Origin of the sequence: Glaciimonas soli (assembly GCF_009497155.1) — a bacterium.
Taxonomy (GTDB): domain Bacteria; phylum Pseudomonadota; class Gammaproteobacteria; order Burkholderiales; family Burkholderiaceae_D; genus Glaciimonas; species Glaciimonas soli.
The window spans coordinates 483,250-501,926 of the sequence record NZ_WINI01000001.1; the positions used below are offsets into that span (position 1 = coordinate 483,250).

15 protein-coding genes are annotated in these 18,677 nt (G+C 48.0%); 9 read left to right on the top strand and 6 right to left on the bottom strand.

From position 1 onward, the window contains the following. Positions 1-234: 234 nt before the first annotated feature. Positions 235-2,469 carry a site-specific recombinase gene (locus tag GEV47_RS02325; RefSeq protein WP_153233087.1) on the bottom strand — a complete coding sequence of 745 codons (2,235 nt, stop codon included), beginning with the start codon at positions 2,467-2,469 and terminating at the stop codon, positions 235-237. Positions 2,470-2,808: 339 nt separating this feature from the next. On the opposite strand from GEV47_RS02325, the gene GEV47_RS02330 reads away from it, so the two are divergent. The 6 genes from GEV47_RS02330 to GEV47_RS02355 all read left to right on the top strand — a co-directional run bounded on the left by GEV47_RS02330 (position 2,809) and on the right by GEV47_RS02355 (position 11,067). After that, positions 2,809-3,663, top strand: a complete 855-nt coding sequence (locus GEV47_RS02330; RefSeq protein WP_153233088.1) for an AAA family ATPase — start codon at positions 2,809-2,811, stop codon at positions 3,661-3,663. A 30-nt stretch (positions 3,664-3,693) separates the two neighbouring features. Continuing rightward, positions 3,694-4,863: a vWA domain-containing protein gene (locus tag GEV47_RS02335; protein WP_153233089.1), complete on the top strand. Its 1,170-nt coding sequence runs from the start codon at positions 3,694-3,696 to the stop codon at positions 4,861-4,863. 300 nt (positions 4,864-5,163) lie between these two features. Next, positions 5,164-7,152 carry a DNA topoisomerase IV subunit B gene (locus GEV47_RS02340; RefSeq protein WP_153233090.1) on the top strand — a complete coding sequence of 663 codons (1,989 nt, stop codon included), beginning with the start codon at positions 5,164-5,166 and terminating at the stop codon, positions 7,150-7,152. Between the two features lie 13 nt (positions 7,153-7,165). Next, the gene (locus GEV47_RS02345; protein WP_228124529.1) at positions 7,166-7,981 is read left to right on the top strand and encodes a lytic transglycosylase domain-containing protein; all 816 of its coding nucleotides are present in this window, start codon (positions 7,166-7,168) and stop codon (positions 7,979-7,981) included. Between the two features lie 85 nt (positions 7,982-8,066). Continuing rightward, the gene (gene parC / locus GEV47_RS02350) at positions 8,067-10,385 is read left to right on the top strand and encodes a DNA topoisomerase IV subunit A (RefSeq protein WP_153233091.1); all 2,319 of its coding nucleotides are present in this window, start codon (positions 8,067-8,069) and stop codon (positions 10,383-10,385) included. Between the two features lie 16 nt (positions 10,386-10,401). Continuing rightward, the gene (locus GEV47_RS02355) at positions 10,402-11,067 is read left to right on the top strand and encodes a hypothetical protein (RefSeq protein ID WP_153233092.1); all 666 of its coding nucleotides are present in this window, start codon (positions 10,402-10,404) and stop codon (positions 11,065-11,067) included. 3 nt (positions 11,068-11,070) lie between these two features. On the opposite strand, the gene GEV47_RS02360 is transcribed toward GEV47_RS02355, so the two are convergent. From GEV47_RS02360 to GEV47_RS02380, 5 genes are all read right to left on the bottom strand, one after another. Next, a complete protein-coding gene (locus GEV47_RS02360; protein WP_153233093.1) occupies positions 11,071-11,286 on the bottom strand; it encodes a DUF3820 family protein in 216 nt (71 codons plus the stop codon). A 54-nt stretch (positions 11,287-11,340) separates the two neighbouring features. Beyond that, positions 11,341-12,534: an aminotransferase-like domain-containing protein gene (locus GEV47_RS02365; RefSeq protein WP_153233094.1), complete on the bottom strand. Its 1,194-nt coding sequence runs from the start codon at positions 12,532-12,534 to the stop codon at positions 11,341-11,343. Between the two features lie 126 nt (positions 12,535-12,660). Beyond that, the gene (locus tag GEV47_RS02370) at positions 12,661-13,119 is read right to left on the bottom strand and encodes a RidA family protein (protein WP_153233095.1); all 459 of its coding nucleotides are present in this window, start codon (positions 13,117-13,119) and stop codon (positions 12,661-12,663) included. A 210-nt stretch (positions 13,120-13,329) separates the two neighbouring features. After that, positions 13,330-13,920, bottom strand: a complete 591-nt coding sequence (locus GEV47_RS02375) for a LysE family translocator (protein ID WP_194270581.1) — start codon at positions 13,918-13,920, stop codon at positions 13,330-13,332. Continuing rightward, positions 13,920-14,240 (bottom strand): DUF2917 domain-containing protein, encoded by a 321-nt coding sequence (locus GEV47_RS02380; protein ID WP_153233097.1) that lies wholly within the window; start codon positions 14,238-14,240, stop codon positions 13,920-13,922. The genes GEV47_RS02375 and GEV47_RS02380 overlap by 1 nt, the downstream gene beginning before the upstream one ends. A 123-nt stretch (positions 14,241-14,363) precedes the next feature. On the opposite strand from GEV47_RS02380, the gene GEV47_RS02385 reads away from it, so the two are divergent. From GEV47_RS02385 to GEV47_RS02395, 3 genes are all read left to right on the top strand, one after another. Then, positions 14,364-15,836 (top strand): aminotransferase-like domain-containing protein, encoded by a 1,473-nt coding sequence (locus tag GEV47_RS02385; RefSeq protein WP_153233098.1) that lies wholly within the window; start codon positions 14,364-14,366, stop codon positions 15,834-15,836. Between the two features lie 307 nt (positions 15,837-16,143). Next, positions 16,144-18,057, top strand: coding sequence for a molecular chaperone HtpG (gene htpG, locus GEV47_RS02390; RefSeq protein ID WP_153233099.1), 1,914 nt, complete (start codon positions 16,144-16,146; stop codon positions 18,055-18,057). Between the two features lie 70 nt (positions 18,058-18,127). Continuing rightward, positions 18,128-18,664 carry a GNAT family N-acetyltransferase gene (locus GEV47_RS02395; RefSeq protein ID WP_153233100.1) on the top strand — a complete coding sequence of 179 codons (537 nt, stop codon included), beginning with the start codon at positions 18,128-18,130 and terminating at the stop codon, positions 18,662-18,664. Positions 18,665-18,677 lie beyond the last annotated feature (13 nt).

Here is an 18,677-nt window from a genome sequence, read left to right on the forward strand (position 1 = left end):
AATGCAATCTCGTTTTAAGGCATATTAACCTTGTAATGTGTGGCAGCCATGCTGTTAACACAACGGAAAAATCCAGCATCATCTGTCTGTCGCCGCCGAGACACAATGCTGTTCGCTCTCACATTCACAAGGCACAAAGCGTGCGAAATCATAATACAGTAAAGAGATCAGAGCTTACTATTTTCACAATATGGATTATTACTAAAAGCTATATTCCAAGCAGACCGGCATCAATTAATGGTGTTTTTTTTCAATCACAATCTCATCTTGTGTTGACTCAATCGGCGCTGCGTCTACTACAGTAGCGGCCGATGCCGTAGACGGCGCGTCCGGGAAAATGAAAAAACGTGGCGAGGTAGTAAAGCGTCGCAACACCGCACGAAATACCACACGACGAATCCGTGGCGGAACCGCCCGGGCGCGCAGCGCTAAAGTCAGGGCGCACGCAAATGAGACACCAACATTGAGTAATCCAATACTCGCAATTCCGCAGACCGCCAGCCAAAACTGCGGAGTCAACAAGCTTTGCCATCCCAAACTGCTCGCCGCGGCGGTCAGTGATCCAGTAGCCAAAGTGACATGACGGACATCCAGATGCAAGCCGAAGAACTGCGCGATTACCGGCGACATGCCCAGCAAAAATCCAAGAGAGATATTGCCGACGATTAGCGCCACATTGCGATCCAGCCAGGTCGCCCAACGTTCAGCCCTCACCGCGCCCAAAATATAGACCAAACGACGCTGATGACTCAATGCTTCACGCAAACGCCGAAGCGCAAACCAGTTATCCGCAAATCCTGAAGCCAAACTGGATAACCACAATAAAACGCCTGTCAGCGCCGCGAAAAATGGCGTTAACCCAATAATCGAAAGACCTTGGATAGTATCGTTCGCATGCTGCGCATCCATCACAGGCGCGTGAAAAATGAATGTCATAACCAGAGAGATCGCCAGCATAGTGGGCACCACCGCCATCAAATTCCCCAATACGGCCGCTGCTTGCGAACGCAATATTTGCGCGATTTCCACTAATAATCCACGCAAACCTTCTATCGTATCCAATTGCTCCATCTTGGCTGCCAAAGCTGGCGCCGTGACGGCTGGTTGTTTGGTCGCCAGCGCGCCACCAATGGCCGAGATCGCCAAAAAGCTCACGGCATAATTGAGCGAAGCAAATATACCTTCAAAAAATCGTGCGAATCCTACCGACGACAGCAAGGTTTTCCCAAGAACAGTGAAAGCGGTGAGCACGCCGCCACGACTGGCGGCTTTTAGCATCGAGCGGTACTCTGCATTATCACGAGCGATATAGTGCTCTCCATGATCAGCATTACGCTCAACCATCTTGCGTGCCAATAAAGAAAAACTGCGGCCAATCAATCCGCGGATTGAAGCACGGTGATGGTGTGCCACAATAAAATCGACCAATAACATCTGGATTTGCCCAGCCATAGGGTTACTCTGTTTGGTCGCAATAGTAATGTCATCAAACTCGGGAAGCGATAGTACCAATACGTCATCCGCAACAAACGCAGCAGATTGTGCCGTCGCTGCCGCACGTAAATCAATCAAATGCGTGATGCGATTTAAGTGCGCACGCATCCGCTCTACCCTATACACCAGACTCACCGAGACGCCATATTCATCAAGATGCGCATAAATTCGATCAGTTTGTGCCTGACATACCGCGATCAGCATCCTTACGCTGCGAAGCGCTGCTTGTGTGGACGGCGCATTTCCCCTGTGTTGCAAATATTTTTCCAGCTCGCGTCGCAATACTGAAAACGGCGTCGATTGCAACGGCATTTTGGGATCAAGCCGGTCGCGAAAGGCTTTACTCAATCCATCGGCCAACACAACAGTCATCAGATACAGCAAGGCTTCATCAATTTGCTGTAAGTACACGTGTGAGATATTGACGTCTGATGTCAATTTCCATATCCGGCTCAGCGTATTGGCATCTAGTTCGAGCAGCCAATCTACGTCATCCGGATGAGGAAACATCGCGGTAAACAACACGGACAGATCGGGTTCAGAAGGTGGCTTCGGTAGCACATGCTTAAAAATGTGCTCAGATAATTCGCTAAAGAAAGCGGGCTCGGCCGGCAAACCAGTAGCACAAAACAACTCTGGTCCGGCGGCCTCACGCAAAGTTTTTTGCAACGTAGTTTGTACGATGCGACGCACATCCTTATGCGTATCAAGCCAATCCAACACAAACAGAACACGCTGTTGCTTAACGCGCCGCCATGCATCATCTTCCAATAGGGATACCGTAGCTTCGTGTCGAACCCACTCTGCAATATCCACCACCCAATTGGCACGCTCTTGCCAGGTCGCGAAAGGATTGGCGCGCCGCATCAATGATTCAACTTGTGCTGCATAATGGATGTGCTGTTTGCGCTGATAACGATCGCCATTGCGAAAGCGTTGCCACATGACTCGTAAACGCAGGAGAAATATTTTCATTTTTTTATTATTAGTGGATTGAATATTGAAGACTGAAGAACAAAAATAGATGCAAACGTATCGCAATTAAATACGGTTGGCACTACGAAAATTCTTCTTTCAATGGAAAAGAAACGCAGAAAAACATTGTTGCATTGCCTGCGTAGGGGATATGCTGTTTTTACAAGAGGGGATATTATTTCAAGCATTAGAGCTTCCCTTCGATTTTTCAACGACTTTATAAGTCACAATCTGCAACAGCTGCAAGTGGTAGCCTTGTCGGCTCGCTGCTAAAAGCACTCTTAAAATACGTTCATAGATTTATACTGCAGTATCTTTTCTTCTAGATGACATCACACTATGCGACAAGAAACACGCTTTGAAGGTTCCCGCAACTACGTTGCAACAGACGATCTGAAACTGGCCGTCAACGCCGCGCTCATTCTGCAAAGACCATTGTTGATCAAGGGTGAGCCAGGCACAGGAAAAACCATGTTGGCCGAAGAAGTGGCTGCGGCACTCGATATGCCTTTATTGCAATGGCATATCAAATCGACCACCAAAGCACAGCAAGGTTTATATGAATACGATGCCGTGTCGCGTTTGCGTGATTCACAATTAGGTGATGAACGCGTCAAGGATATCCACAATTACATCGTGCAAGGTGTATTGTGGCAAGCCTTCAACGCGGATCAACAAGTAGTTTTATTGATTGATGAGATAGACAAAGCCGACATAGAGTTCCCCAATGATTTGTTACGAGAACTCGATCGCATGGAATTTTATGTGTATGAGACTCGGCAGATGGTCAAAGCCAAGCACCGGCCATTGGTCATCATTACGTCGAACAATGAAAAAGAATTGCCGGATGCTTTCTTGCGCCGCTGCTTCTTTCATTACATCAAGTTCCCCGACAAAAAAACCATGCACGACATTGTTGACGTGCATTTTCCTCACTTGAAAAAAGATTTACTGGCGCAAGCACTAGAAACGTTTTATCAAGTGCGCGAAGTCGCTGGTTTGAAGAAAAAACCGTCCACATCCGAATTGCTGGATTGGTTAAAATTATTGTTAGCCGAAGATATACCGGCCTCAGCTTTGCATAGTGTTGATGCCAAAGCCATTGTGCCGCCGTTACATGGCGCACTGCTTAAAAACGAACAAGATGTGCACTTATTTGAACGTCTGGTGTTTATGGCAGGTAAAAATCGCTGACAGCACAATAAGTTTTACAAGGTATTCTCTATGCTGATTGATTTTTTCTATGTGCTGAAAGATGCAAAAATTCCAGTGTCGATTAAAGAATTTTTGCTTCTGCTAGAAGCATTGCAAAAGCAAGTCATCGCGCCATCGATTGATAATTTTTATTTTCTGGCGCGCACTACCTTAGTCAAAGATGAAGCGCATTACGATAAATTTGATCGCGCTTTCGGCTTGTATTTCAAAGGAATACAAACGCTCTTTGAAAAAAATCCCGAGATTCCGTTAGATTGGTTAGTCCAACGGATTAAACGCGATCTGTCACCGGAACAATTGGCGCAGCTGGAAAAATTCGGCTACGACAAAATGATGGATAGGCTTAAGCAGTTGCTGGAAGAACAAAAGGAACGGCACGAAGGCGGTAACAAATGGATAGGCACTGGTGGCACATCCCCGTTTGGTCACGGCGGCACCAATCCTGAGGGAATACGCATTGGCGGCAAAGGCGGCAACCGCACGGCCGTGAAAGTATGGGAAGCACGCACTTACCGTGACTACGACGATGAGCGCGAACTGAACACGCGCAATATTAAAGTGGCATTGCGTCGCTTACGTAAATTTGCGCGTGAAGGCGTACAAGAAGAATTGGCGTTAGATGACACTATCCGCGCCACCGCCAATAACGCTGGCTATCTGGATATCAAGATGCAGGCCGAACGTAAAAACAATATCAAAGTACTGATGTTGCTAGACGTCGGTGGCAGCATGGATGATCACATTAGTCGTACTGAAGAATTATTTTCTGCCGCCAAAACCGAATTCAAACATATGGATTTTTTTTATTTCCATAATTGCGTCTACGATTACGTTTGGAAAAATAATCACCGCCGTCATGCAGAACGTTTCGACACATGGGATATTCTGCGCAAATACAAACCGGATACCAAACTGATTTTCGTTGGCGACGCCACCATGAGCCCGTATGAGATTTTACAACCAGGCGGATCAGTGGAATACAGCAATCCAGAAGCAGGTGCCGAATGGCTGCAGCGCTTTACCAGCGCCTTCCCTAAGTTCATCTGGCTCAATCCGGAGCCGGAAGGTATCTGGCAATACCGGCAATCAGTCGATATTATCCGTAAATTGATGAATAATCGTATGTTTGGCCTGACTATAGATGGCTTGGAACGTGGAATGCAGTTGTTGAGTAAATAACTGATATTAACCAGAATCGGGGCAGCGCTGGCACGGTAAGCTCGCTATACGGCGAAATGCATAGAGAAAGAAGTTAACTTCAAAGTTCGTTATCTAAACACAATCCTCTTTCCAATATCCACGCCATAAGTCGGTGAGCGCATCATGCCGACACTGCCCCGACTCTGGCTAACATCCGTTTACTGATTAAAAATCAACAGCATTAATTACCCTCTTCCCGTTTTTTCATTAGAATGCGCACAGAGAATACTCTGAGCACTTTTCGTTTTCATATCAAATAACAAATTTATTCCCATTTGCATGGCAACTAAAAAAAACCAACCATCTGACTATAGCGAATCATCCATCCGAGTCCTCAAAGGCCTGGAGCCGGTCAAGCAACGTCCCGGTATGTACACGCGCACCGAGAACCCGCTGCATATCATCCAGGAAGTGATCGACAATGCTTCGGACGAAGCCTTGGGTGGCTATTGCAAAAATATCCTGGTCACACTCAATGCCGATGGCAGCGTCAGCGTCGAAGATGATGGCCGCGGGATTCCGGTGGGCTTACATCCGGAAGAAAACGTTCCTACGGTCGAAATCGTCTTCACCCGTTTGCACGCTGGCGGTAAATTCGATAAAGGCAGTGGCGGCGCTTATGCGTTCTCTGGTGGCTTGCATGGTGTCGGCGTTTCCGTTACCAACGCACTGTCGAGTCGCTTGGAAATTACCGTCTGGCGAGAAGCGGGCGTGCATCAATTGGTTTTTGCTGATGGCGATGTGATTGAAAAGCTCACAACACGCCCACAAACTCGCGATGACAAAAAATCCGGCACCCGTGTGACCGCTTGGCCAAATCCCAAGTATTTTGATTCAGCGGTCATTTCGCAGCCGGAATTACAACGACTATTACGCTCCAAAGCGGTACTGCTGCCAGGCGTCAAAGTTACGCTGCTCAACGCTAAAACAGGCGACAGCCAAACGTGGCAATACGACCAGGGGTTGCGCGGCTATTTAATGGAAACATTGGCGCAATCTTCAAATGCGGAGCCGCTAATCCCCTTATTTGAAGGCGAACAATACGCCACTGCGGAGTCCGAAGGTTTTGCTGAAGGCGAAGGTGCCGCCTGGGTAGTCGCGTGGACGGAAGATGGCGCCATTGTGCGTGAGTCGTATGTCAATCTGATTCCGACATCAGCTGGCGGCACACACGAATCCGGCTTGCGCGAAGGCTTGTTTGGCGCAGTAAAAAGCTTCGTTGAAATGCATTCTTTACTGCCAAAAGGCGTCAAGCTGCTTCCTGAGGATGTTTTCGCTCGGGTGTCATTTGTCTTGTCTGCGAAAGTGTTGGACCCTCAGTTCCAAGGACAGATTAAAGAGCGCTTGAACTCGCGTGACGCCGTGCGTTTAGTGTCGACTTACACCAAACCGGCATTGGAATTATGGCTAAATCATCACGTTGAATACGGTAAAAAACTCGCCGAACTGGTCATCAAACAAGCTCAAAATCGTTTGCGTTCGGCACAAAAAGTTGAAAAGAAAAAATCTTCGGGCGTCGCCGTTTTACCGGGGAAATTAACCGATTGCGAATCGAGCGACATCAGCCGAAATGAAATATTCTTAGTCGAAGGTGACTCGGCCGGTGGTTCAGCAAAAATGGGGCGCGATAAAGAATTCCAGGCGATTTTGCCTCTGCGCGGCAAAGTGTTGAACTCATGGGAAACGGAACGCGACCGTCTGTTCGCCAATAATGAAATCCACGATATTGCAGTTGCCATTGGCGTTGATCCTCATAGCAAAAATGACACAGTTGACTTCAGCACTTTGCGTTACGGCAAAATCTGTATACTGTCGGATGCCGATGTCGATGGTTCGCACATTCAAGTCTTATTGCTAACCTTGTTTTTCCGTCATTTCCCACAACTGATAGACCGCGGCAATATCTGCGTCGCACGCCCACCGCTGTATCGGGTAGACGCCCCAGCGCGTGGCAAAAAAACTGCGCAAAAAATTTATGCATTGGACGATGGTGAGCTAGAAGCTATTGAAGATAAATTGCGTAAAGAAGGTGTGAAAGAAGGAGCTTGGGCAATATCTCGCTTCAAAGGTTTGGGTGAAATGAATGCTGAGCAATTGTGGGAAACCACGATGAATCCGGATACCCGTCGCTTGTTACCCATCACGCTTGGCGACTTCGATTTAACAGCATCCGAACACCGTTTCAATATGTTGATGGGCAAAGGCGAGGCTGCAGCACGTCGCGCGTGGATAGAAGAACACGGTAACGAAGCAGAGGCTGACATTTAATCGACAGGAAACTATGAGTATTTCCACACGTTTGCGTCATTTCACTTACCTCCTCCCCCTACTATTTGGTATGGGTGCGGCGGTTGTGACGATGGACGCGCGTGCGGATATTTATGGCTATATCGACAATCAAGGCATGAGCCATTTTGCGACCGAAAAACTGGATCAGCGATATCAGCTTTTCATGCACGGCAGCGCTTACTTCGACTCTTCAAAACTATCGACTGGCAGCAGCAACATCAAGTTTGATCCCAACTTCAGCAAGACGCCGCTGTATCACTATTTGTCACAACATCCTGGCTTAAAAAAGTACGAAATATTCGTCAATCAGGCGGCAAAGGAATTCAAACTAGATCCCGCACTGCTTAAAGCAGTCATGGCCACTGAGTCTGGATTTAATCCAACCGCGGTTTCAGCAAAAGGCGCGATTGGACTCATGCAAATCATGCCGGACACTGCCGAACGCTATGGCATGGTCGGCGATCAGAAAAAAACCATACAGGAAAAACTGAGCGATCCACGCACCAACATCCGTCTCGGCGCGCGTTATCTGCGCGACCTGATATTGATGTTCCCGCTCAAGCAGGAATTAGTGATTGCTTCTTATAACGCTGGTGAAGGTTCAATAAAAAAATACAACAATCAGATTCCGCCTTATCCTGAAACACGCAATTATGTGCAGATCGTGAGTCAGTTTTATCAAATTTATCGCCCCGCCGGAATCATACCTGTCAGCGATAGCATGACGAGTGGTAACGCCAACCGCATTCACGTGACATTGCCTGGTCGTCGTAATATGCCTGATGGAACAAAACCTTTGCTGGATTAACGAATAACCCTCTTCGCCTGCCTGCCGGAGCGACGAGAAAAATTTGAGTCATTTATATAAATAACCGCTTCGCAATTAAAATTTCATGACAGAACAAAACGATTTATTTGATACCCCGCCACCCGATGAACCATCAGGTGAGACACTCACCCTCTCTACATTTGCAGAACGCGCCTATCTTGATTACGCCATTTCGGTAGTCAAAGGTCGCGCTCTGCCTGATGTCTCTGACGGCCAGAAACCGGTGCAGCGACGCATTTTATATTCGATGAATGAATTAGGTTTGAATGCGGCAGCCAAGCCGCGCAAATCTGCCACGGTGGTCGGTGATGTACTGGGTAAATTACATCCGCATGGTGATCAATCGGTGTATGACGCCATGGTGCGTATGGCCCAGGATTTTTCATTGCGTTATCCCCTGATTGATGGGCAAGGTAACTTCGGTTCGCGCGATGGTGACGGTGCTGCGGCGATGCGGTATACCGAAGCGCGTCTGACGCCGATCGCAAAGTTGCTGCTCGATGAAATCGACATGGGTACGGTCGACTTCAAACCGAATTACGATGGTTCCACTGAAGAACCAACTCTGCTCCCGGGACGCTTGCCTTTCGTTTTATTAAACGGTGCTTCCGGTATTGCAGTAGGCCTGGCGACAGAAATTCCGTCTCATAACTTGACTGAAGTTGCTAAAGCGGCGGTCGCATTAATTCGCAACCCCAATCTTAGCCATGCTGAATTGATGGAATTCATTCCTGGCCCAGACTTCCCCGGCGGCGGCCAGATCATCACGGCTGCTAACGCAATTGCCGATATCTATGAAACTGGCCGCGGCAGTTTGAAGGTGCGTGCCTGCTGGAAAATAGAAGAATTGGCACGCGGCCAATGGCAAGTGGTGGTCAATGAACTGCCTCCCGGTACGTCGTCACAAAAAGTACTGGAAGAAATCGAAGAACTGACCAATCCAAAAATCAAGCTCGGCAAAAAAGCCTTGTCTGCAGAGCAGCAAACGCTCAAGGCTACGATTTTGTCGTCGCTCGATGCGGTGCGTGATGAATCTGGTCGCAATGCGCCGGTACGCTTAGTATTTGAACCTAAATCCAAGAATATCGACCAGACCGAATTTACCAACATGCTGTTGGCACATACCTCTCTGGAAAGCAGCTCGTCCATCAATCTGGTAATGATAGGCGGCGATGGTCGACCGCGTCAAAAAGGGTTGGGCATGATCTTGCGTGAGTGGATAGATTTCCGCTTCACCACCATCACTCGTCGCAGCCAATTCAAATTACAAAAAGTGGAAGATCGTATCCACATTTTGGAAGGTCGTGAAGCGGTTCTGCTCAATATTGATAAGGTCATCAAAATCATCCGCGAATCAGATGAGCCGAAACCGGCGCTGATGACCGCATTCAAACTGTCAGATCGTCAGGCTGAAGATATTTTGGAAATTCGGTTGCGCCAATTGGCTAGACTGGAAGCCATTAAAATTCAACAAGAATTGGCGAGCTTACGAGATGAAAAGAAAGCGCTCGAAGATTTGCTGGAAAATCCGGCATCCATGAAGCGTTTGCTGATCAAAGAAATTGAAACCGATCAAAAGCAATACGGCGATGCGCGTCGTACCTTGATTCAGGCAGCAGAAAAAGCCGTGGCTGAAACCAAGCTGATCGATGAACCTGTTACCGTCATCGTTTCACAAAAAGGTTGGGTACGCGCCCGGACTGGCCATGCGCATGATGCCGGCCAGTTCACGTTTAAGGCCGGCGATGCTTTGTATGGTGCGTTTGAATGTCGCACCGTAGATAACCTGCTGGTGTTTGGATCAAATGGCCGAATTTACTCGGTCTCAGTGGCGGCCTTGCCCAATGCACGTGGTGATGGCGTGCCAATCACCACATTGATCGATCTGGCCAACGGCAGCAACATCTTGCACTACTTCGCTGGCACTGCTGATATCACCTTGTTACTGGCGTCATCTGCCGGTTACGGATTTACAGCCAAAGTAGGTGATATGCTGAGCCGCGTCAAAGCCGGTAAAGCGTACATCACCCTTGATAACGGCGATCAGCCATTACTGCCACGCCCGGTCGGCAGCAATGCGAGTGCAGTTGCATGCTTATCCGAAAAGGGACGCTTGCTAGTGTTCGGTCTGGATGAATGTAAGTCACTGACCAATGGTGGTCGTGGCGTGATTTTGATGGATTTGGAACCGGGTGAAAAATTAATCGCTGCCGAGCCTATCAGTCAACGCGGCGTATTGGTTTCTGGCATAGGTCGCGGCGGCAAGGCGCAAGAAGTTGCCCTTTCTGCCAGCGGCCTGGCACCGCATATCGCAAAACGTGCGCGCAAAGGTAAAGCGTTAGAATCAAAAGTTAAACCACTGACATTGAGCGCGCAAAAATAACCTAAAGAGGTGTGGAATGGGAGCAGCTTCAGGTAGTGCGGCAAACAGCATCTACTTCCCTGCTCCCAACCGCGTAAGCTATATCGCTGTTGCGGTATTTTTGTCGCTGATGCTGCATGGTTTACTGATTTTTTTATTCCGTGATTATCGTCCTGATTCTCAGATTGAATCTCCCGAAACAGAACAATTCGCACCGCTTGAAGTTCACATACGGCTAACGCCGCCACAAGCCGCGTTAGTCGTACCAAAATCAGCTCCTGCTGCGAATATCGCACCAAAAAACAGGAGAAAAAATCCTGCAATAGCGGCATCTAAACGATCAGAAGCCAACGCAGCAACTAGCAATACTCGGGTCAACATAGCCCCAAGCACTCCTGCTGACACACCAGCCGCTGAACATATTGCTGGGTCACCAAACTCTAATAAGTCACTTGATGTCGATCAATTGCGCAGCAGCGTGGGTGCAATAGTAAATGGGATAGATAAAGAAAGAGATCAAACTGCCGTTGGCCAGTTGCGTACCAAACCACTGTATGCACCGGAAGCAGAAACCCGGCTGGCGCGCGACATCGCTAAATCAGGACGTCCTGATTGCTTCGTTGCGAACGGCATGCGCGGTGGATTGTTGGCACCGCTTTATTTATTAGCGGAGAAAAAAGGGACTGGCTGCAGGCTTTTTTAGTATTTACTTCGGCGGACGCAGAGGATCAAGCAAATGTCGCAGCGCATTATGATCCAGTTCGTACATCAGCGCGATCAACTTGCCAAGTTCACCAGATGGAAAACCCTCACGCGCAAACCAGCCGAGATAATGTCCGGGCAAGTCAGCAATCAAACGGCCTTTGTATTTACCAAAAGGCATTTCACGATTGACTAGCAGTTGTAAATGTTCAGGCGTCATTGCTTATTATTGCTGATCTACGCCCAAAATTCGGGGCGTAGATCAACTGGTAGATTACAACATTGTCGCAATCAATTTACCCAGGATTTCAACGCCTTCGCGTATCTTCGCTGGTGGCACGGTGACGAAACTCAAACGTAGCGTGTTGGTTTCTGGTGTATTCGCATAGAACGGTCCACCAGGAACGAACGCAACATGATGTTCGATCGCTTGCGCTAATAATTTTGCGCTGTCGATATGCTTAGGCAACGTTACCCAGATGAACATGCCGCCTTCCGGCTTAGTCCAGGTTGCCTGACTAGGGAAGTAGGCTTGCAACGCAGCCAACATCGCATCGCATTGATCCGAATAGAGCTTGCGGATCGTTGGTATATGCTTATCGAGGAAGCCATCTTTCACCGTTTCGTACACGACCATTTGCGTCAATTGCGCAGTGTGTAAATCGGTCGCTTGTTTCGCCTGCTCCATTTTTTCGATCAATGGGCGCGGTGCAACGACGTAGCCTAAACGAATACCTGGCGTCAGTACTTTTGAAAACGAACCCATGTAGATCACGCCATTTGGATTCATGTTCAACATCTTCGGCAATGGCTCTGCACGATAGCTCAACGCACCATACGGATCATCTTCAATCAGCGGGATTCCCATGCGCGCACAAATCTCTACCAATGCCTCTCGACGCTCTAGCGACAAAGTGCGGCCGGTCGGATTTTGAAAATTTGGTAAAGCGTATAACAAACGTGCGCCCTGCCCTAGCTCGGCAACCTGCTCAGGAATCAGGCCACCTTCGTCACCAGGAATTGAAACATATTCCGGTTCATACATCGAGAAAGCTTGCAAAGCCCCTAAGTAACTTGGGGTTTCGACCATCACTTTACTGCCTTCATCAATCAAAACTTTTGCCAACAAGTCCAGGCCTTGCTGGGAGCCAGAAACCATGATGACTTGATTCGCATCAATTTTGGCGTCAGCAGTAGACAAGCGATTTGCCACCCATTCACGCAATGGCCCGTAGCCATCTGTAGGGCCATATTGCAGAGCGATCTTGCCTTGCTGCGACAGCACTTTGTCAAATGCGGCTTGCATTTCTGCGATTGGGAAAGTAGCTGGTGAAGGTAAACCACCGGCAAAAGAAATAATATCCGGGCGCATCGTCACCTTCAGAATTTCGCGGATAGCAGAACTCTGCAGCTTTTGCGCACGTTGTGAAAAATTCCACTGTATTGCTGTTGGGTTTTCAAGTTTCATAGGGTTCTCTTAGTCTCACTATTAATAGCTTATGGCCGAGCTTGACTGCTTCTTATTTAAAACTGCGTTTAAAACTACGATTAAAACTGCGTTTAAAATGTGGCTCTAAAAATTTAAAAAAAACAATCAATCAATCTCGGCGATCAATTCGATTTCCACGCAAGCACCGAAAGGAATTTGTGCCACGCCGAAAGCTGAACGCGCGTGTTTTCCGGCATCGCCAAATATTTCACCAAACAATTCAGAGGCACCGTTGGTGACCAAATGTTGCTCTGTAAAATCACCGGTTGAATTGACAAGACTCATCAATTTAACGATACGTTTAACGCGGGTCAAGTCACCGCCGCATGCCGCTTGCAAGGTCCCGATTAAATCAATCGCGGTGTTGCGTGCCGCCTGCTGTCCTTCTTCTACACTAATATTCTTACCAAACTGACCAACCCACACTTTGCCGTCTTTCTTGGCTAAATGGCCGGACAAAAACACATTCTTACCACTCTGGGCATACATCACGTATGCCGCAGCAGGTGTAGCAACCGCTGGCAAAGTGATATTTAATTCTTTCAGCTTTTCGTAAATAGACATTACAGACAACTCCATTGTTGGTAGATGGAAAACACACTGACGATCGGGATAGCGACGGCCAATATGCGATTATCTCAAATCTATAGACGTTCTGCCGAAAATCTTAATTTGTATTTAATACATTAGAACTTATGGAAAATAGTTCCGGCAAGACATCACGGCGAAAGCAGTACCTGACAACGTCACCTAAACGGTTCTGCATAAGTCCGGCTATAACCAAACCGAAACAGCCGTATAAATGGTCAGCAACACCATAACTACGCAAAACAAACGGCGCCACCCTGCTTGCGCCAGATAGCGGCGCAACACTGAGCCAGTGCCAGCCCACAAGGCGATGCAAGGCAGACCGACCACCGCAAAGGTCAGGCAATATACGGCCAGTGCTTGCCACAACGGCTGTATAGCCGGTAAAAATGCCGAAGCGCTCGTAATGCACATTACCCACGCCTTCGGATTAGCAAACTGAAACGCGGCTGCGCCGATAAATGACATCGGTTTTGCATTTTGGCCGTCAGCGGGATTAAATGACATATTGCGTAGCTTCCAGGCCAGATAGAGCAAATATGCTGAACTGATGGTTTTCAATAGCAAGTGCATAGAAGGCACTGCCAGCAATAAACTGCCCACCCCGAGCGCACACAATAAAGCCAACGCTGCAAAACCGACAGTGATACCGAAAATATGCGGAATTGTCCGAGTGAATCCAAACATGATGCCCGATGAGGTCAACATGATGTTGTTCGGCCCAGGCGTAATCGTCGCAACGAAGGCGAATAGAGCCAATGGAAACAAAGACTCCATCATCGCAAGAAATCCTCTGTCGGCAGAAATGGTGTCATCAAGTCTTCCTTGAGCGCACGTAATCTGCCAGTCCGATCGGCGTCTTTGCTTGCACTCGTAATTTCGAATTCACAAGCGCCGCGATCGGCCTCCACCACAATCAGTCGTCTGGCTTCTAATGACAAGCGCTGTCCTGAATGCAACCAGTGATCGCCACCGCGCCCGGCGCTGGTAATCCATGCCCGGCCATTGATCACACGTAACGTTGTGGGCCTATCGGCGGTGCCGGCTAATACCTGACCGATTGCAAGAGTGTGTTTATTTTTGCTAAAAAGTGTCATCGCATGCTCCAAGCTCACTAAATAATAGTTGCCAATAAAAATCAGATAAGAGTATGCTAAACGACAAAACCGATACAGTACCGGTACACTTTAAAGAATAATTCCTCACATTGAGCTGGTGATATGACCAATACAGATGCTCCACGCAAAGCAAAAATCAGGCAAATTCTTGCAGATACGCCACAACTGCTTTCGCGAGCAGCGGATACCTCATTGGTCGAACAAATCGTGCGTTCGGTCGAATCAAAAATAGCGGACCGATTGCTACGTACCGGCGCGCGTATGCCTTCAATTCGGCAGTACGCAGAACAGCATCAAGTCTCGCGATTTACAGTGGTCGACGCTTATGATCGATTGGTCGCTAAAGGTTTTTTGGAGTCACGTCGAGGCTCGGGGTTCTATGTCAAAGAGCCGGCCGCCCTGATCACGCATCACGAGCAGGCGCCAAACGAAAAATGGCCGCCATTGATGGATGTTGTGTGGCTGGTGCGTAATATGTTTCGTCAGATGCCTGCCCAAAAAAGCCCTGGCACTGGCACTTTACCTACCGAATGGATGGATGGAGACCTGATCTCGAATGCATTGCGTGGCATTAGTCGCCAAAATTCGAGTTTGCTGATAGGTTATGGCGAAGCACAAGGATTCTTGCCATTACGCCAGCAATTACAGTTAAAACTAGCTGAATTAGAAATTGCTGTCACGCCCGATCAAATCGTCACGACCACCGGCATCACGCACGCATTGAATATAGTTGCCAGTCATTTTGTCCAACCTGGCGAAGTGATTTTTGTCGACGATCCTTCCTGGTTCTTGATGTTTGGCTCGTTTGCCGCCATGGGGGCGAAGGTCATTGGCATTCCGCGTCTGGCAGATGGACCTGATATCACTAAATTGGCTGAGTTGGCCGCCCTGCATAAACCGAAATTATATGTATTGGTCTCGGTGTTACATAATCCGACCTCAACCTCGATGTCTGCCGCTAAAGCCTTTCAGATACTCAAACTGGCAGAAGAGCACGATTTCACCATCGTCGAAGATGATATTTATTGCGATATGCATCCTGGCTCCGCAGTGCAACCCGCCACTCGACTCTCGACTTTAGATCAACTGAATCGGGTGATCTACTTGGGCGGTTTTTCAAAAACCTTGTCCGCCAATCTCAGGGTTGGCTTCATCGCCACGTCGCGCGACATGGCACAGCATTTAACTGACAGGAAAATGTTATTGACGCTAACTACTTCTGAAATCGGCGAAAGGGTGGTCTATAAAATTCTGTCAGAAGGTCATTACCGCAAACATACGGACAGACTACGCAGCAAGTTAGCAATTGGGCGCGACAAAACCGTCCGGCAATTAGAGCGCGTTGGCATTGCCGTCGATATGATGACGCCGGCTGGCATGTTTCTCTGGGTGGACACGGGTTGTGACACCAATGTATTGGCAGAAAAAGCCATGGAGCAAGGCTTTTTGCTCGCTCCCGGTAGCTTGTTTTCGCCGAATCAATTACCGTCGTCGCACATGCGCATTAACGTTGCGGCAATGTCCGATCCGGGAATATGGCGCTTTTTGGAAAATGAAGTCGGTAACAACAACTAGAAAATGGATAAATTAACATTGCTTTGTTAGCAATCAAAGCGCAAAAATCGATTTGCACGCCCGATGCAAGCCCCGCAAGTAGCACCCTCACCGTCATCCTCGCGAACGCGGGTATCTACCTTGCGCTAACATGGATTCCCGCGTTCGCGGGAATGACGATGGGTTTCAAATTGCTTGCTTGAGCTCACTTACTATGCCAATGATTCATAGTGATTGCTAATATATCACTAGGCTGTTTTTAGTCTTGAAATTCATTCCGCTATCCCCACTTTATAAAAATTGATTCAATTACATCCCTGAGGAAAAAATGGCCGTATCCGAAAAGCAAACACTTGGTTTTCAAGCAGAAGTAAAACAACTGCTGCAACTAATGATTCATTCGCTGTATTCGAACAAAGAAATTTTTCTGCGCGAATTGATTTCAAACGCCTCTGATGCGGCAGATAAATTGCGCTTTGAAGCGATCAACAATGGCGCATTGCTGGAAAATGATCCTGATCTGAAAATCAAAGTAACTTTCGACAAAGCTGCCCGCACTATCACCATTTCCGATAATGGCATCGGTATGAGCCGGGACGAAGCAATCGCCCACCTCGGCACCATCGCCAAATCAGGTACGAAAGAATTTTTCACCAAATTGTCGGGCGATCAACAAAAAGATGCAGCGTTGATCGGTCAATTCGGTGTCGGCTTTTATTCCGGCTTTATCATTGCGGACAAAATTACCGTCAATACTCGCCGCGCCGGCACTCCTGCTACTGAGGGCGTCTGCTGGGAATCTGAAGGTGCTGGCGATTTCAGCATCGAAGCTATCGATAAAGCTACACGCGGCACTGACATCATCTTGCACCTGCGCGAAGGTGAAGACGAATATCTGTCATCGTGGAAATTGAAATCCATCATTCAAAAATACTCTGACCACATCTCTCTGCCTATTCTGATGCAGAAAGAAGAATGGGATGACGAGAAAAAAGAAACCGTCATCAAGGACGAATTCGAGACCGTCAATCAGGCTAGTGCACTGTGGGCTCGTAACAAATCCGACATTACGGAAGAACAGTACGTTGAGTTTTATAAGCATGTTTCGCACGATTTCGAAGCACCGCTGACTTACACCCACAACCGCGTTGAAGGCCGCAGCGAATATACGCAATTGCTATACGTACCAGCGCGTGCGCCATTCGACCTTTGGGATCGCAACAAGCGCGGCGGTATCAAGCTTTACGTCAAGCGCGTCTTCATCATGGACGATGCAGAACAACTGATGCCTGTTTATTTGCGTTTCGTCAAAGGTGTGATTGACTCTGCTGATTTGCCATTGAATGTATCACGCGAAATTTTGCAAGAATCGCGCGATGTTAAAGTCATCCGCGAAGGCTCGACCAAACGCGTCTTGAGCCTCCTGGAGGAATTGGCCAATAGTGACGATACAGCGCAGAAAGAAAAATACGCGATCTTCTGGACCCAGTTTGGGCAAGTACTAAAAGAAGGCGTGGGTGAAGATGCTGGCAACAAAGAGCGCATCGCCAAACTATTACGCTTTGCTTCGACGCACAATGACAGCGATGCTCAGACCGTCTCGTTCGCCGATTACATCGCGCGCATGAAAGAAGGTCAGGATAAAATTTATTACGCGACTGGCGAAACTTATGTCGCGGCAAAAAATAGTCCGCACCTGGAAATTTTCCGTAAAAAAGGTGTTGAAGTTTTGCTGTTGACCGATCGTGTCGACGAATGGATGCTGTCTTTCATGCAGGATTTTGAAGGTAAAGAATTAGTATCGGTTGCCAAAGGCGGTCTTGATCTTGGTAGCCTGGAAGATGAAGCGGAGAAAAAACAGCATGAAGAAACCGCATCAGATTATAAAGAACTAGTCGAGAAAATGAAGGCGGCATTAGCTGACAAGGCCAAAGAAGTGCGCGTCACTTTCCGCTTGACCGACTCACCTGCTTGCCTGGTTGCCGATGAAAATGAACTCTCCGGTAATCTGCTGCGCATGTTGAAAGCTGCAGGTCAAGAAGCACCAGACTCCAAACCGATTTTGGAAATCAATCCAGATCACCCGCTGGTGCAACGTTTGAAATATGAAGACGCCAAGTTTGATGACTGGTCGAATATTTTATTTGATCAGGCAATGCTGGCGGAAGGCGGCGCGTTGGTAGATCCGGCAAGTTTTGTGAAACGTTTAAATGAAATGTTGTTGGGATTGGCTGCAAAGTAAGCAGCAATAATCTATGTAAAATGGGAAGCCTTGGCTTCCCATTTTTATTTACCACTTCCAATTCACAAAAATGACTGAACTTACCAGTAATCGCATTATTTTACGTGAGTGGCGAGACGAGGATCTGGCACCATTCGCGGCATTAAATGTCGATCCTAAAGTGATGGAATATTTCCCAGCCCCGCTAAGCCGCGCTGAAAGCGATGCTATGGTGGCACGTATTCGTTCGCTGTTCGATGACTTTGGCTATGGATTATGGGCGCTTGAAATCCCTGGTGTCACCGCATTTGCTGGCATGGTTGGGCTGAATCAGGTTCGTTTCGATGCGCCATTTACGCCTGCTGTCGAAGTTGGCTGGCGCTTGGCACACGCGTATTGGGGCAAGGGATATGCGTCGGAAGCGGCACAGCTTTCATTAACTTATGGCTTCGAAACATTGCAATTACCAGAAATTGTATCCCTTACCGCCACCAGCAATCATCGTTCACAAGCAGTCATGCAACGCATAGGCATGACCCGCAATGCGAACGACGATTTTGATCATCCAAAATTAGCGCCGGGTCATCCATTACAACGGCATGTTTTATATCGCAAGCAGCGATCATAAATTGAAATCAACG

Coding starts and splice junctions, on each gene's coding strand:
- GEV47_RS02360 (WP_153233093.1), bottom strand. CDS start 11,286: ATGACGCCTGAACATTTACAACTGCTAGTCAATCGTGAAATGCCTTTT.
- GEV47_RS02385 (WP_153233098.1), top strand. CDS start 14,364: ATGACCAATACAGATGCTCCACGCAAAGCAAAAATCAGGCAAATTCTT.
- GEV47_RS02335 (WP_153233089.1), top strand. CDS start 3,694: ATGCTGATTGATTTTTTCTATGTGCTGAAAGATGCAAAAATTCCAGTG.
- GEV47_RS02330 (WP_153233088.1), top strand. CDS start 2,809: ATGCGACAAGAAACACGCTTTGAAGGTTCCCGCAACTACGTTGCAACA.
- GEV47_RS02365 (WP_153233094.1), bottom strand. CDS start 12,534: ATGAAACTTGAAAACCCAACAGCAATACAGTGGAATTTTTCACAACGT.
- GEV47_RS02345 (WP_228124529.1), top strand. CDS start 7,166: ATGAGTATTTCCACACGTTTGCGTCATTTCACTTACCTCCTCCCCCTA.
- GEV47_RS02355 (WP_153233092.1), top strand. CDS start 10,402: ATGGGAGCAGCTTCAGGTAGTGCGGCAAACAGCATCTACTTCCCTGCT.
- GEV47_RS02325 (WP_153233087.1), bottom strand. CDS start 2,469: ATGAAAATATTTCTCCTGCGTTTACGAGTCATGTGGCAACGCTTTCGC.
- parC (WP_153233091.1), top strand. CDS start 8,067: ATGACAGAACAAAACGATTTATTTGATACCCCGCCACCCGATGAACCA.
- GEV47_RS02370 (WP_153233095.1), bottom strand. CDS start 13,119: ATGTCTATTTACGAAAAGCTGAAAGAATTAAATATCACTTTGCCAGCG.
- GEV47_RS02375 (WP_194270581.1), bottom strand. CDS start 13,920: ATGGAGTCTTTGTTTCCATTGGCTCTATTCGCCTTCGTTGCGACGATT.
- GEV47_RS02340 (WP_153233090.1), top strand. CDS start 5,164: ATGGCAACTAAAAAAAACCAACCATCTGACTATAGCGAATCATCCATC.
- htpG (WP_153233099.1), top strand. CDS start 16,144: ATGGCCGTATCCGAAAAGCAAACACTTGGTTTTCAAGCAGAAGTAAAA.
- GEV47_RS02380 (WP_153233097.1), bottom strand. CDS start 14,240: ATGACACTTTTTAGCAAAAATAAACACACTCTTGCAATCGGTCAGGTA.
- GEV47_RS02395 (WP_153233100.1), top strand. CDS start 18,128: ATGACTGAACTTACCAGTAATCGCATTATTTTACGTGAGTGGCGAGAC.